Genomic DNA, 13,271 nt, shown 5'->3' with positions numbered 1-13,271 from the left:
TCTTGCCGGTGCGTGCCGCCTCCGCGACGAGGTCGACGATTTCGTCGACAGCCTGGTCGTCGCACAGGATCTCGAGGCTCACCTTGGGCACGAAGTCGATCTTGTACTCCGCTCCTCGGTAGGTCTCCGTGTGACCGCCCTGGCGGCCGAAGCCGCGGACTTCACCCACGGTGATCCCGGTGACGTCGTGTGCCTTGAGCGCATCCTTGACGTGATCGAGTTGGAACGGCTTGATGACGGCGGTGATCAGTTTCATGCGGGGCTTCTCCGAGTCGGTGATGCGTGGCAACTCTTGCAGATTTCAGGTCGCGCGTACGGATTCGCCGTGTTCGGATCGGTCGAGATCACGACGAGAACCTCGACACCGGGGCCGAAAAAGGCCAGTGCCCCGGATCTCGCCTGAGGACAGTCGGCGAGACCCGGGGACTGGGACGAGATGCGCAAACGCAACTCGGGTGGACACGGACGGCGGTGGGGGGTGTCCTCGGACCCCACCGTCCGTGAGGGTGTGTCAGACGGCGTCGGCTCCTTCTTCGCCGGTCCGGATCCGCACGATGCGGTCGACGTCGCTGACCCAGATCTTGCCGTCGCCGATCTTCCCGGTTGCGGCACCTGTCTTGATCGCCTCGACGGCGCCATCGACGACGGCGTCGTCCACGACGACCTCGACGCTGACCTTTGGCACGAAGTCGATCTTGTACTCCGCTCCTCGGTAGGTCTCGGTGTGACCGCCCTGGCGGCCGAAGCCGCGGACTTCGCTCACGGTGATGCCGGTGATCCCGGCTTCCTTGAGTGCGTCTTTGACGTCATCGAGCTTGAACGGCTTGATGACTGCAGTGATGAGTTTCATGTGAGTTCTCCTTGTTCAGTCAGTCGTTCAGACGTACGAGATGTCGTTGGCGTAGCCGGCCATGCCGTGCTCGGGTACATCGAGGCCTTCGATCTCCTCTTCCTCGCTGACTCGCAGGCCGATGGTGGCCTTGAGTGCTCCGAAGACGAGGAAGGACATGACGCCGACCCAGGCAAGGATGATGCCGATCATGATGAGCTGGACGGCGAGCTGCTCGAAGCCACCGCCGTAGAACAGTCCTGCGTCCTCGCGGCCGAGGAAGGCATCGTCGTACTTGGCGAAGAGCCCGATCGAGATGACGCCCCAGGCGCCGACGACGCCGTGCACGCTGATCGCACCCACGGGATCGTCGATCTTGACCTTGTCGAAGAAGGCGACAGCGAAGACCACGATGACGCCACCGATCGCTCCGATCACGATCGACATGACCGGGGTGACCGCACCGCACGGGCCCGTGATGGCGACGAGTCCGGCGAGTACGCCGTTGCCGATGAAGGCCACGTCGGGCTTGCCCGACTTGAGCCAGACGACGACGGTCGTTGCGAGGCCGCCGGCCGCGGCTGCGACCATCGTGTTCAGTGCCACGCCGGTGACGAGGTTGTCAGCAGCGAGTTCCGAGCCCGGGTTGAACCCGAACCAGCCGAGCCACAGGATGAACACACCGAGGATGGCGAACGGGATGTTGTGGCCGGGGATGGCCCGAGCTGAACCGTCCGCAGCGAACCGGCCCTTGCGGGCACCGACGAGGAATGCACCGACCGCAGCGGCGATGCCGCCCGTCATGTGCACCACGCCGGAGCCGGCGAAGTCGGAGTACACGGCGTCGCCGATGTTGATCTGGGCGATGAGTCCGCCGCCCCAGGTGAAGTGGACGACCACCGGGTAGATGACGGCACACATGATCGCACCGAAGATCAGGTACGACACGAACTTGGTGCGCTCGGCCATCGCTCCCGAGCAGATCGTCACCGCGGTTGCTGCGAAGACCGCCTGGAAGAAGAAGAACGTCCCGGTCGAGAGGTTGATGACTCCGCTACTGCCGAGTTCGTTGATATCACCGAGGCCGTTCAGGAAGAAGCCGGTGTCGCCGAAGAAGTCGTTGCCTCCGCCGAATGCCAGTGCATAGCCCGAGGCGAAGAACGCCAGGATGCCGATGATCGCATCCGCCATGTTCTTGGCGAAGATGTTGACGACGTTCTTGGCCCGTGTGAGTCCGGCTTCGACGAGTGCGAAGCCAGCCTGCATGAAGAAGACCAGACAGCCGGCGATGAAGACCCAGATGTTGTCGAGGATCGCTTGGACCTCGGTGGCTTCCTGGGCGTAGCCCACGGACGGTGCGATCGCCAGCAAGGCGACAACACCTCCCAGGCCTGAGATGATTCGAAGCGCTCGTTTGCGCACGGTTTGTCCTCCAATGGAAAGTGAGTGGAACGAACCGGGCTGCCACGCTGCCGCCCTGGATCGAGGGGCAAGCTAGGAGGTCTCGATTTCTCGCGGGTCGCCAGTGCGTTTCGACTCGGTGAACGCTCATCACGACAGCATGTGGTGGATGTTTCCGGGCGGTGAACACCCCTGCTCACGACCGGAATTCCTCGGACTCGACCTCAGCAATGGTCGCGATAGCCGTGGAGCGGAGGTCGTCCGGCGAGCGTCCGGTATCCCGCGTCCAGGTCTGCGCAGCTGTGGTCGTTGATCGTGATCACTCCGACCGGGTGATCGATCAGACCCCACCTGATCATCTCAGCGGCCTGCTCGGCACCGTTCTCGTGCCAGTCGGCCGCCTCATCGTCACGCCAGTAGGTCCATCCCCAGAGTGACTGGAACGCCGCGCGGCGGTCCTCGGACAGGTCGTGAGCTGCCCATGCGTGAGCGGCTTCATGGAGGATGGTGACCGCGCTCACTTCGCCTGGATCGTTCGAGCAGATCCGAATCGTGCCGCGGCCATCGACGTGGTAGTGGATCCCACGCGATCCGTCACACGGGTCTCGGTCGGCGCCGTGCAAGACGAACCGGATGGGCGGGAGTTCGAGGTCCGCCTAATCGAACAGATTCACCGCCCAGGACGCGAGATCGGCGAATTCCTCGGTGGCGTCGATGAGTTCGACCTGCTCGGTCGGGACGGGGTCCCGTCGTTCGTCGTTCGGCGCCACGAGCCCCAGGGTGAGCACGGTCGCCAACGCGATCGTGGCGTTCGGAACGTTGTTCCACATGGGGCCAACTTCGAGCGCGCCCCTTGTCGGCCGTCGTGAGCGCCTTCGACGCCACGGTGAACGACTTTCGCCCATCTGTGTCGGGCGAACGTGTGGCCTGAAGGCGTCGCTCAGGCCGCTGTGGTGCTGTACGGCGACGGACTACGGTGAGTGAGGGGTTCAACATGAGCGATCGCGCACCGCGCGAGTCGTCGCTCGTTCGATTCGACGTACTCGGCCCGCTCGAGGCCACACGAGGAGGCGAACCGGTCCACCTCGGTTCGCCGAAGCAGCGGAGGGCGCGACGCTCGTGGTGGTCGTCGACCAATTCGAGGAGTTGTTCACCCAGAGTGCGCCCGACGACGCGGCGCGCTTCATGGGCGCGCTGTCATCGACGCACTGTCATCGACGCACTGGTGGAGGCCGTCCGCCACGACCACACAGTCGCGTGCGGGTCGTGGCGACATTGCGAGCCGACTTCGACGACCGGCCGCTGCGCCACCGCGGGCTCGGCGAACTTCTTCGGATCGGAACCGAGGTGCTCACGCCGATGTCGCCGGAGGATGTCGAGCAAGCGGTGAACGGGCCGGCCGAGCGTGTCGGCGCGATCTGCGAGCCCGCGCTGGTCGGGGAGTTGGTCGCCGCCGTCATCGACCGCCCTGTGGCTGCTGCAGTACACGCGGACCGAACTGTTCGAGCGACGCACGGGCAACTCGCTCACCATGCTCTCGGCGACATCATGGCCGGGATCGAGGCCACCTGGCCCGTCACGGAACCCGCGGAGTGATCGCTCCGAGATGCGAACCGGCACGCCGGTCCTCGTCACCCTGCGAAAACTTGGACGGCCGATTCGCTCCTGCGGGGGTTTCGGAAGCTCGAGGGGGTGAACACCGAAGAGGGGGATTGCGTGCAGAAGCGAACCGACCGTGGAAGCGAAGCTACGCACCGAGTCTTTCCGTGTGATGTGCGGAGTGTGAACGAGTGGTGAACCGCGCGGTGACATCGGACTCGCACCGACAGGTCGCCGACTTTGGTCGGGCCATCCGGTCACCTGCAACACTGTCGCGATGGACTTGACGTACCCGAACGAAGCGGAAGAGTTCCGCACCGAGATCCGCGGCTGGCTCGAGGACAACCTTCCCTCCGGCTGGTTCGACGACGACTTCGAGATGACCGACGATGAACGCGAAGCGTTCAACGCCGCGTGGCCGCAGAAGCTCTTCGAGGGTGGGTGGATCTGCGCCACCTGGCCGAAGGAGTACGGCGGCAAGGGTCTCACCACCATGCAGGGCGTGGCACTGTCCGAGGAGTTCGCCCGGGCGAAGGCCCCCATGCGCGGAGACTTCTTCGGCGACACCCTCGTCGGTCCGACGATCCTTCAGTGGGGCACCGAGGAGCAGAAGAAGGAATTCCTGCCGGGCATCCTGAAGGGCGAGATCCGCTGGTGCCAGGGATTCTCCGAGCCGAACTCCGGCTCCGACCTCGCCTCGCTCAAGACGTCGGCGGTCCTCGACGGCGACGAATGGGTGATCAACGGGCAGAAGGTCTGGACGACGGGCGGCCATCACGCCGACTATTGCTTCCTGCTCACCCGGACCGATCCCGACGTCAAGAAGCACGCGGGGATCTCCTACATGCTCGTCCCGATGAAGCAGGACGGGATCGAGGTGCGCGGCATTGTCCAGCCCGATGGCACCGCCGAGTTCTGCGAGGTGTTCTTCGACGACGCGCGCTGCGCGAAGGACGCCGTCGTCGGTGGCGTGAACAACGGCTGGAAGGTCGCGAACTCGACGCTCGCATTCGAGCGCGGTCTCTCCGCGACGACCGGCTGGCGACGCTTCGCCGAGGAATACCGATTGATGACCGAGGCGGCGACCGCCAACGGCACGATCGATGACCCGTCGATCCGGCAGCGGTTGATGGAGTACTACACCAAGATCCAGATCCTGCGGATCAACGGCTTGCGCAATCTGACGTCGACGCTGAACAAGGCGAAGGACATGGGAACGCTTGCACTGGGCGCGACGAACAAGATGTTCTGGTCCGAGATGCACACGGCGGCGATGGAACACGCACTCGACATCCACGGCGCCGAGGGGATGCTCGTGGACGCGGGCCCGGAAAGCGGAAGCTGGCCGGGAGCCACCCGCGACACGCGTCGCGACGGATACCCGGTCAGCCCGATGATGTCGTCGTTCTTCTTCTCGCGTTCCGAGACGATCTGGGGTGGCACGAGCCAGATCCAACGCAACATCGTCGGCGAACGGGTCCTCGGTCTCCCGAAAGAGCCCAAGCCCCCCACCGGCGACTGACGCCACCCACCAACTTCACACCGCCCGCTCGCGCACCCGGGCGTTCTCGTGAACTTTTCTGGCGCTCCGTGCGCGAAGAGTTCACGAGTTCGGCGGTCAGGCCGCTCGCTCGTCGGCGCGCTGAGCGTGGCTGGCGACGACGTCGCGGATCTCGGACGCGAAGTCCTCGCGCAATGCCTGGTCGGTGACCCGTTCGACCCACCAGCCCGCTCGCCGGGCCTGGCGATCGCGGGCCTTGTCCCGCTGGGCCTCGAAACGGCCTCCGTGCCACGTCACGTGATCGATCTCGAGGGCCCACCCGATCGAGGGGTCGGCGATGTCGACGTGGATCAGGACACCGTTCGGAAGTCGGATCGGATGTTGGTTCGTGAGCACGGTCAATCCGGCCCGGCGCAATGCCCTGAGCACCCGCGTCTCGAGTCCGGACTGTGCCGGCTTCTGCCAGATTGGGCGCTGTGAGAGGACGCGGTGGACGCGGGCGAGCCCGGAGCGGCCTCGAACATCGAGGCGGCGAACCGTTCGGAACAGTGTCGACAAATCGGAATGTTGGTCGAGCACCCACTCGGTGAGCATCTCGAATCGTTCGTCGGTGAGGTGCGTGGCACAGTCGAACCAGACGCGCGGTGGGCTGGCGACGCGGATCGCATCGTCCCGTTCGACGATCTCGTCGTCGCACAGCACGTTCGTGCGGCGCAATGTGACGCCCGAGGTGATCGGTGTTCGATCGTGTCGCACGAGGACCTCGGGCACGGTCGGTCGGAACACGTGGCGGAACTCCCACAATCGCGCGGCTGCGGGCCCGGTGACGACGGCTTCCGGATCGGCGAGGCAGGCGGCGGCGCAGCGAGCCTCGAACGTGCGTGGAGAACTCGCGAGGAGGTACACGCCGTTGTGCAGTCGCTGGAGAATCCGCTCCTGGCTCAGGTGGGAGATCGCGTGGCGTGAGACACCGTCGTCGAGCATCTCGGCGGTGGTGATCACGCCGTGGTGAGCGGCGGCGAGGCCCAACAGGTGGGCAGAGAATCGAGGCATCGGAACAACCCTTCCGTCGGTGACGTGGAGGGACACATGCGTCCGACGCGGGCGGGAGCCGAGGCCGTCGACGGTACCGCTCCCGCCCGCTCACCCCACCCCGCCGGCGTTCTCGTGAACTGTTCGCGCACGGAGCGCCAGAAGAGTTCACGAGATCGGGGTCTGGGTGGGTGGGCGGGGTAGGGGGCTGTGACATCGGGCGATGGACGTCCCCACCGGGCCTGACCCGTGGTTCGCGGCGGCAAGATGTTGCGATGCGTACGAATGAGCGAGCCGCGACGAAGCGCGCCCGACGCACGTACGTCGCTCCGACAGACCGCCTGATCACCGCCCCGTTCGTCGTCGTGACGGTGAGCGCTCTCGCGTTCTTCATGTACATCGGCACGTTGTTGCCGCTGATCCCGCTGTTCATCGAAGGCCCGCTCGGCGGTGGCGAGTTGGGGGTCGGCCTCAACGTCGCCGTCTTCGCGGTCGCGGCCATCGTCGCCCGTCCGTTCATCGGACGACTCGCGGACCGCTACGGACGACGTGCGGTGATGGTCGTCGGAGCGATCATCGCGGCCCTCGGCGGGCTCGGAATGAGCCAGGTGGGAGCGATCGCACCGCTGCTCGGATTCCGCATGCTGACCGGGGTCGGCGAGGCGGCGATGTTCGTCGGTGCCGCCACCTTGATCGCCGACCTGTCACCGCGTGATCGCCGGGCGGAGGGCGCCAGCTACTTCTCGGTCGCGGTCTTCACCGGGCTCGGGATCGGGCCGGTGCTCGGTGAAGCGGTCCTGAACGACACGAACTTCGAGCGGACGTTCGTTATGGGCGGGGTCTTCGCGCTCGTGGCCGCGGGAATCGCCTGTTTCGTGCCGGCCTTCGTGGTGTCACCCGACGCGCAGACCGGGCGCAGTGTCCTCCCGACCGCTCCACCCGACCGCACCGGCCTCGCCCGGTACGTCCACCCTGCCGCTGTGCTCCCGGGCATCGTCCTGGCGCTCGGCGTCGGTGGGCTCACGACGTTCTTCCTGTTCGTCCCCGAGTACTCGCGCGAGCTTGGGATGGGTTCGTCGGGTGGGCTGTTCCTCGTCTATGCACTGATGTCGCTGCTGATCCGGATCTTCGGCGCGACGCTGCCCGAACGACTCGGCCCGCGTCGCATGGTCACCGTTGCGCTCCTCGCCTTCGCCGTCGGCCTGATTGCCGTCGCAGCTGTCGAGGCGGTGTGGGCCCTCTGGTTCGCGGCGGCACTCATCGGCATCGGTGCTGCGTTCAACTATCCGTCGCTCAACGCACTCACCGTGAACCGGGTCGGTGACGACGAGCGGGCGCTCGCGATCAGCTCATTCACGATGTTCTTCGAGATCGGCTCGGCGTTCAGTGGCGTGACGGTCGGGATCCTCGGTGAGATCGTCGGAAAGCAGTCCGCGTTCTACGGCGGGGTCGTGATGGTGCTCGTCGGGCTGTTCGTGTTGCGCCGGTACGTCGTGCCCGCTGGTTCGCCCGATGCCGGGCCCACCGTGCCCGGCCGGAATCCGGAGGTCGTCCCCGCCTCAGGTGCTCCGGCGACGTCGACCACCGACTGAACTTTCCGTCGACGGTTCCGCTCCGACGGCGACGCCGCGACCAGCGGAAATCGGACGAGCAATCGACGTGTCTGATTTCCGCTCGTCGACCGATGCGAGATCGGCGATGATGGAGCCATGCCACCGTTGGATCCCGACCTCTGCTACGCCGCAGCATCGAGCCGCGACGCGCGTTTCGACGGGCGCTTCATCGTCGCGGTCCGCACGACCGGGATCTACTGTCGTCCGAGCTGTCCGGCGATCACGCCGAAGCGGGCGAACGTCGAGTTTCACCACACGGCAGCATCGGCTCAGCAGAGTGGCTTCCGGGCGTGCAAGCGGTGTCATCCCGATGCGACTCCCGGTTCTCCCGATTGGAACGTCCGTCACGACGTCGTCGCCCGCGCGATGCGACTGATCGCCGACGGTGTCGTCGAGCGCGATGGGGTCGGTGGGATCGCCACCCGGCTCGGATACAGCGAACGGCACCTCAATCGACTCGTCACCGATGAGGTCGGGGCGGGCCCGCTCGCCATCGCTCGTGCCCAGCGCGCCCAGACATCGAGGATTCTGATCGAGACGACCGACGTCCCGCTGACCGATGTTGCATTCGCCGCCGGATTCGGGAGTGTTCGCCAGTTCAACGACACCATCCGTGACGTCTTCGATGCGTCGCCCTCCGACCTGCGGAGATCGGGCCGCGGTCGTCACACCGTGACATCACCGCCGGGACTCGCTGCTGCGACGGTCACACTGAAACTTCCGACGCGTCGTCCGTTCGCCGACCGGGAGGTGCTCGATTTCGTCGGAGCGCGAGCGATTCCGGGGATCGAGAGTTTCGACGTGGTCGACGGTGTGCCGCGGTTCCGCAGAACGCTCACGCTCCCGAATGGGAACGGCGCCATCGAGCTGACCCAGGGTGACGCCGCCGGTCGTGAGTCGGGCGACCACGTCGTCGTCCAGCTTCGGGTGGATGACTGGTCGGACCTCACGACGGCGGTCCAACGCGTTCGTCGGATGCTCGACCTCGATGCCGACCCGGTTGCCGTCGATCGTCACCTCGCCGGTGATGCGGTGCTCGGCCCGCTGGTGCGTGCCGTCCCGGGCCGTCGATCGCCGGGCAGTGTCGATCCCTTCGAGACACTCGTGCGGGGGATCATCGGTCAGCAGATCTCGGTGGCGGGTGCCCGAACGGTCGCCGCGAAGCTGATCGAGGCGGTCGGCTCCCGGGTGGACGACAGTCTGATCGACGGGTGGTCGGATCTCGGGTATGTCTTTCCGGGTCCCGACGCGATCGCGGCGGCCCCGGACTCGGCGTTCTCGATGCCCGGTTCACGTCGTGACACGATTCGACGTGCCGCTGCGGCCGTCGCAGATGGGCACCTCGTCCTCGACGTCGGGGCCGACCCCGATGAAGCCCGGGCCCGAATGCTCGAACTCCGGGGAATCGGCCCGTGGACTGCCGACTACGTCATCATGCGCGGCCTCGGTCACCCCGACGTCCTGCTCGGGACCGACCTCGGCGTCGTCCATGCCCTGAGCGATATCGGAGGGTCATCGGACCCGACTGGGTGGGCGCCGTGGCGCTCATACGCGGTGCACCACCTGTGGGCAAGCCTCGGCGCAGCGCCGGTACCCGCCCGGAAATCATCCCGACGTCGTGCACAACCATCACCATCACCATCACCATCACCGTCACCATCGACCGGTCGAAAGGACCCATCATGACCACTCGTCTCGAATCGCACTCGTCCGAAGCGTTGTACCGCTCGATCGTCGACAGTCCGGTCGGCCCGCTCACCGTCGTCATCTCCGACGTGGGGGTCCGCGCGTTGCTGTGGCCCGAAGACGACGGTCGCGTTCCCACCGGCGACGGCAGGCTCATCGACGATGGTTCCGCTGGCGGCGAGGTGCCCACGGCCGTCCAGTCGATCATGACGGACGTTGCAGCGCAGTTGGGGGAGTACTTCGCCGGTACCCGCACGGGATTCGATGTTCCGCTCGATCCGGTCGGGTCGGATTTTCAACGCGATGCCTGGCGTGCGCTGCGCGACATCCCGTTCGGTGAGACCGTCAGCTACGGCGAGCAGGCGGAGCGAATGGGTGACCGGAACAAGGCACGCGCAGTCGGAGCGGCGAACGGGAAGAATCCGATCTCGATCATCGTGCCGTGCCACCGGGTGGTCGGCAGAGATGGATCGCTCACCGGGTTCGCGGGTGGGATCGAGACGAAACGGTTCCTGCTCGACCTCGAGCGACGCGTGTCGGGCCGATCCCTCCTCTGACCACGCACGAACCGGCCACTGCGCCGGCATCTCGTGAACTCTTCGCGCACGGAGCGCCAGAAGAGATCACGAGAACGGGTTGGGTCAGCGGCCGCGGGCGGCGGCGGACTGGGCCTTGCGGGCGCGAGCTTCTTCCTGCTTGGCCTTCTTGGCGGCCTTGCGCTTCTCACGCATTTCGTTCTGTTCGTCGGCCGAGCGCTTCGACGTGTCGATCAGCGGAGCGATCTCGACCTCTTCGGCCTTCGGGAGCTGCAACGTGTCGTCGTTCTTCAGCAGATCACGGATGATGGCCGATGCGGGGGCCTCTCCGGCCACCGTGCCGGCGAGCATGATCCGGGTGATTCCGACGTTGTGGCGCTCGATGATCCCCGGCAGCACCTCGCGAAGCTGATCCGACGAGGGGTTGTCGGCGTGATCACCGAGCTGCTCGATGCAATCGGCGAGGGCGGCGTCGGTGATGATCGCCGCGATCGCTTCCATCCCACCGTCGATCCGCCCGGCCTTGACACCGTTACGCACACCGTCGGGGCTCACTTCCTCGACAAAGGATTCGAGCCCTTCACGATGGTCGTCACCGAGGGCGTCGATCGCTGTCGTCAGCTCCTCGTCGGTCGCCGCCTTGAAGGCGCGATCCAGCAATCCCAACGCCTGCATCCGGTTCTTCATCTGGTTCACGGCCATGCGGAGCGACGCTACCGGAACCGTCTCGGCATCACGACGGGCGGGGATGACCGCGTCCGTCGTCGGGTGACGTCCGTCGCATGATGGGCTACTCTGCACTGGACTACCCGTCGCGCGCACCAGAGGACTCAGATGGCCACCGTCACACTCGACAAAGTCAACAAGATCTACGAGAACGGGTTCCACGCGATCCACGATCTCGATCTCCAGATCGCTGACAAGGAGTTCCTGGTACTCGTCGGACCGTCGGGCTGTGGCAAGTCGACCGCCCTCCGGATGATCGCAGGTCTCGAGACGATCTCCGGTGGTGAGATGAAGATCGGTGAGAAGGTCGTCAACGATGTCGAGCCGAAGGACCGAGACATCGCGATGGTCTTCCAGAACTACGCGCTGTACCCGCACATGACGGTGTACGACAACATCGGGTTCGCGCTCAAGCTCGCGAAGGTGCCCAAGGACGAGATCGATCGCCGCGTGCGCCAGGCATCGAAGATCCTCGAACTCGATGCCAACCTCGATCGTAAGCCTGGCCAGTTGTCGGGTGGTCAGCGTCAGCGTGTCGCGATGGGTCGGGCGATCGTCCGCCAGCCCGCAGCGTTCCTGATGGACGAGCCGCTGTCGAACCTCGACGCGAAGCTCCGCGTGCAGATGCGCGCCGAGATCGCTGCGCTGCAACGCGACCTCGCGGTGACGACCGTCTACGTGACGCACGATCAGATCGAGGCGATGACGATGGGTGATCGCGTCGCGGTGCTCAAGGCCGGCTACCTGCAGCAGGTCGACACCCCGCAGAACCTGTACGACAAGCCCGACAACGTGTTCGTCGCGGCGTTCATCGGTTCACCGTCGATGAACCTCTACGAGGCGACGGTCGAGTTCGGTGACGGCGCCGCGGACGGGACCATCCATCTCGGAACCCAGACCCTGAAGATCGGGTCGGAGGTCCTCGAGCGGCGTCCGGCGCTGCGCGGTCACGACAAGGTGATCGTCGGGATTCGTCCGGAGGACTTCGAGGACGCAGCGTTGGTCGAGCGCGACACGACGGGGCGTCAGCTCACCTCGAACGTCCGGCTCATCGAGGCACTCGGTTCCGAACTGATGGTGCACTTCGACATCGACGCCCGCACCGTCGACTCCGGCGACCCCGACGCGGTCGAGGAGTCCGACAGCGGGAGCAATGCCGTCGGACGGTTCAACCCACGGTCACGGGTGCGGATGCGCGAGGACGTCACGATCGCCGTCGCGACCGACAACATGCACTTCTTCGATCCGGAGACGCACCTGTCGATCTGGGGCTGAGGCCGCGCGGACACCGAGCGGAGACCGAGGGGTCTCAGCGGCTCGCGGTGACGACGATCGAGCCGACGAACGCCAGCAGCGGGCCGATCGCGACCATGACGATGCCCGGCCCGATGCCGACACCGTTGAAGGACGATGCGAGGTCCGCGATGCCGACGAACGCGACGAATGCGAACCCGCCCGCGACCATCGTGGCGAGCATGCCCACCACGGCGCTCCACGTCGCCTTGCCCGCGATGGCGATGATGATCGCGAGCACCGCAACGACGGCGACGCTCCCGATCACGTAGGCCCCGGGGTTCGTCCAGACGATGGGATCCGAATCCGTGCCGAAGAAGCCGTAGGTCTCGAAGCCGTTGGGTGCGTCGCCGGCGAAGTTTGCCCTCAACGAGACCCAGGGGAGGAACGCGCCGATGGCTGCGACGATCGCGCCGGCGAGCATCATCAGCGCACCGGTGATCGCGCCACCACCACGTCGGGTTTCCGGCGCGACCTGCGCGACCTGATGGTCTCCGAACGGTTGCGGCGTGAACGCCGGTGGAGGCGGCTGCTGGGCGTACGTGTACTGGGCCGGAGGTGGTGCAGATGGTGCAGGTGGATGCTGATCGATACCCGGCCGGGACGGTGGCTGCGGCCCGAGCGGTGGCGGCGGCGCGGGTGACGACGGTGGTGGCGGCGGTGCTGTCACCGCACCCGACGGTGGCGCAGTGGGCGGCGCGAACCTGACCGCTGCGTCGTCCGTGGCGACCTCGGTCGCGTGATCGCTCGACGCGGGGACGACACCCGAGCCTGGGGGCGGTGTGGTGGCACCCGATCCGTCGCGCAATGCGTCGTTCTGGTCGGTCATCGTGACACCGTGCGCTTTCTAGAGGTCGGACGTGAAGCGGGGTTTGATCGCCGTGTGTTCGATCCGGGGCAGGACGTGCTGAGCGACGAGGTCGCATTCGGCCTGGTGGGTGTAGCCGGACAGGATGAAGGCTGAGACGCCGGCCTCCTGGTAGGCGTGCAACTTGGCCACCACCTGGTCGGGGTCGCCCACGATCGCGGCGCCCGCGCCGGACCGGGCCCGACCG

14 protein-coding genes and 1 pseudogene are annotated in these 13,271 nt (G+C 66.1%); 6 read left to right on the top strand and 9 right to left on the bottom strand.

Annotation, left to right across the window (positions count from 1 at the left end):
* The 5 genes from WBV89_RS06345 to WBV89_RS06325 all read right to left on the bottom strand — a co-directional run.
* On the bottom strand, positions 1-256 hold a 256-nt coding region (locus WBV89_RS06345; protein WP_423980491.1), incomplete at its 3' end, for a P-II family nitrogen regulator.
* A 255-nt stretch (positions 257-511) separates the two neighbouring features.
* A complete protein-coding gene (locus tag WBV89_RS06340; protein ID WP_423980490.1) occupies positions 512-850 on the bottom strand; it encodes a P-II family nitrogen regulator in 339 nt (112 codons plus the stop codon).
* A gap of 27 nt (positions 851-877) precedes the next feature.
* Positions 878-2,200 (bottom strand): ammonium transporter, encoded by a 1,323-nt coding sequence (locus WBV89_RS06335; RefSeq protein WP_423980489.1) that lies wholly within the window; start codon positions 2,198-2,200, stop codon positions 878-880.
* Between the two features lie 254 nt (positions 2,201-2,454).
* Positions 2,455-2,751 (bottom strand): hypothetical protein, encoded by a 297-nt coding sequence (locus tag WBV89_RS06330; RefSeq protein WP_423980488.1) that lies wholly within the window; start codon positions 2,749-2,751, stop codon positions 2,455-2,457.
* Between the two features lie 135 nt (positions 2,752-2,886).
* On the bottom strand, positions 2,887-3,060 hold the full coding sequence (locus WBV89_RS06325; protein WP_423980487.1) for a hypothetical protein: 174 nt from the start codon (positions 3,058-3,060) through the stop codon (positions 2,887-2,889).
* Between the two features lie 202 nt (positions 3,061-3,262).
* Here WBV89_RS06325 and WBV89_RS06320 point away from each other — a divergent pair, with 202 nt between their 5' ends.
* Both WBV89_RS06320 and WBV89_RS06315 read left to right on the top strand, forming a co-directional pair.
* The gene (locus WBV89_RS06320; RefSeq protein WP_423980492.1) at positions 3,263-3,826 is read left to right on the top strand and encodes a hypothetical protein; all 564 of its coding nucleotides are present in this window, start codon (positions 3,263-3,265) and stop codon (positions 3,824-3,826) included.
* 280 nt (positions 3,827-4,106) lie between these two features.
* Entirely contained in the window at positions 4,107-5,351 is a 1,245-nt protein-coding gene (locus tag WBV89_RS06315) for an acyl-CoA dehydrogenase family protein (protein WP_423980486.1), read from the top strand.
* 96 nt (positions 5,352-5,447) lie between these two features.
* Here WBV89_RS06315 and WBV89_RS06310 read toward each other — a convergent pair whose 3' ends face one another.
* Entirely contained in the window at positions 5,448-6,383 is a 936-nt protein-coding gene (locus WBV89_RS06310) for a type IV toxin-antitoxin system AbiEi family antitoxin domain-containing protein (RefSeq protein ID WP_423980485.1), read from the bottom strand.
* 254 nt (positions 6,384-6,637) lie between these two features.
* On the opposite strand from WBV89_RS06310, the gene WBV89_RS06305 reads away from it, so the two are divergent.
* From WBV89_RS06305 to WBV89_RS06295, 3 genes are all read left to right on the top strand, one after another.
* On the top strand, positions 6,638-7,954 hold the full coding sequence (locus WBV89_RS06305) for an MFS transporter (RefSeq protein WP_423980484.1): 1,317 nt from the start codon (positions 6,638-6,640) through the stop codon (positions 7,952-7,954).
* Between the two features lie 117 nt (positions 7,955-8,071).
* The gene (locus tag WBV89_RS06300) at positions 8,072-9,661 is read left to right on the top strand and encodes a DNA-3-methyladenine glycosylase 2 family protein (RefSeq protein ID WP_423980483.1); all 1,590 of its coding nucleotides are present in this window, start codon (positions 8,072-8,074) and stop codon (positions 9,659-9,661) included.
* Complete coding sequence (locus WBV89_RS06295) at positions 9,658-10,218, top strand: methylated-DNA--[protein]-cysteine S-methyltransferase (RefSeq protein WP_423980482.1); 561 nt, start codon at positions 9,658-9,660, stop codon at positions 10,216-10,218. Before WBV89_RS06300 ends, WBV89_RS06295 begins: the two co-directional genes overlap by 4 nt.
* Positions 10,219-10,302: 84 nt before the next feature.
* Here the strand turns inward: WBV89_RS06295 and WBV89_RS06290 are convergent, their stop codons facing one another.
* Positions 10,303-10,899 (bottom strand): hypothetical protein, encoded by a 597-nt coding sequence (locus tag WBV89_RS06290; protein WP_423980481.1) that lies wholly within the window; start codon positions 10,897-10,899, stop codon positions 10,303-10,305.
* Between the two features lie 132 nt (positions 10,900-11,031).
* Between WBV89_RS06290 and WBV89_RS06285 the strand changes: the two genes are divergently transcribed.
* Complete coding sequence (locus tag WBV89_RS06285; protein WP_423980480.1) at positions 11,032-12,198, top strand: ABC transporter ATP-binding protein; 1,167 nt, start codon at positions 11,032-11,034, stop codon at positions 12,196-12,198.
* A gap of 34 nt (positions 12,199-12,232) precedes the next feature.
* Here the strand turns inward: WBV89_RS06285 and WBV89_RS06280 are convergent, their stop codons facing one another.
* On the bottom strand, positions 12,233-13,045 hold the full coding sequence (locus WBV89_RS06280) for a hypothetical protein (RefSeq protein WP_423980479.1): 813 nt from the start codon (positions 13,043-13,045) through the stop codon (positions 12,233-12,235).
* Positions 13,046-13,063: 18 nt separating this feature from the next.
* Positions 13,064-13,271: pseudogene (locus WBV89_RS06275) on the bottom strand (LLM class flavin-dependent oxidoreductase); the annotation flags it as partial.

Source organism: Ilumatobacter sp. (assembly GCF_049588435.1).
GTDB lineage: Bacteria > Actinomycetota > Acidimicrobiia > Acidimicrobiales > Ilumatobacteraceae > Ilumatobacter_A.
The sequence above is the reverse complement of the archived record's forward strand: the minus strand, read 5'-3'. Positions and strand labels throughout refer to the sequence as shown.

Bases quoted from the DNA above. Each gene is read 5' to 3' on its own strand.
- WBV89_RS06340 (WP_423980490.1), bottom strand. From the start codon at position 850: ATGAAACTCATCACTGCAGTCATCAAGCCGTTCAAGCTCGATGACGTC.
- WBV89_RS06325 (WP_423980487.1), bottom strand. From the start codon at position 3,060: ATGTGGAACAACGTTCCGAACGCCACGATCGCGTTGGCGACCGTGCTC.
- WBV89_RS06315 (WP_423980486.1), top strand. From the start codon at position 4,107: ATGGACTTGACGTACCCGAACGAAGCGGAAGAGTTCCGCACCGAGATC.
- WBV89_RS06310 (WP_423980485.1), bottom strand. From the start codon at position 6,383: ATGCCTCGATTCTCTGCCCACCTGTTGGGCCTCGCCGCCGCTCACCAC.
- WBV89_RS06305 (WP_423980484.1), top strand. From the start codon at position 6,638: ATGCGTACGAATGAGCGAGCCGCGACGAAGCGCGCCCGACGCACGTAC.
- WBV89_RS06300 (WP_423980483.1), top strand. From the start codon at position 8,072: ATGCCACCGTTGGATCCCGACCTCTGCTACGCCGCAGCATCGAGCCGC.
- WBV89_RS06295 (WP_423980482.1), top strand. From the start codon at position 9,658: ATGACCACTCGTCTCGAATCGCACTCGTCCGAAGCGTTGTACCGCTCG.
- WBV89_RS06290 (WP_423980481.1), bottom strand. From the start codon at position 10,899: ATGGCCGTGAACCAGATGAAGAACCGGATGCAGGCGTTGGGATTGCTG.
- WBV89_RS06285 (WP_423980480.1), top strand. From the start codon at position 11,032: ATGGCCACCGTCACACTCGACAAAGTCAACAAGATCTACGAGAACGGG.
- WBV89_RS06280 (WP_423980479.1), bottom strand. From the start codon at position 13,045: ATGACCGACCAGAACGACGCATTGCGCGACGGATCGGGTGCCACCACA.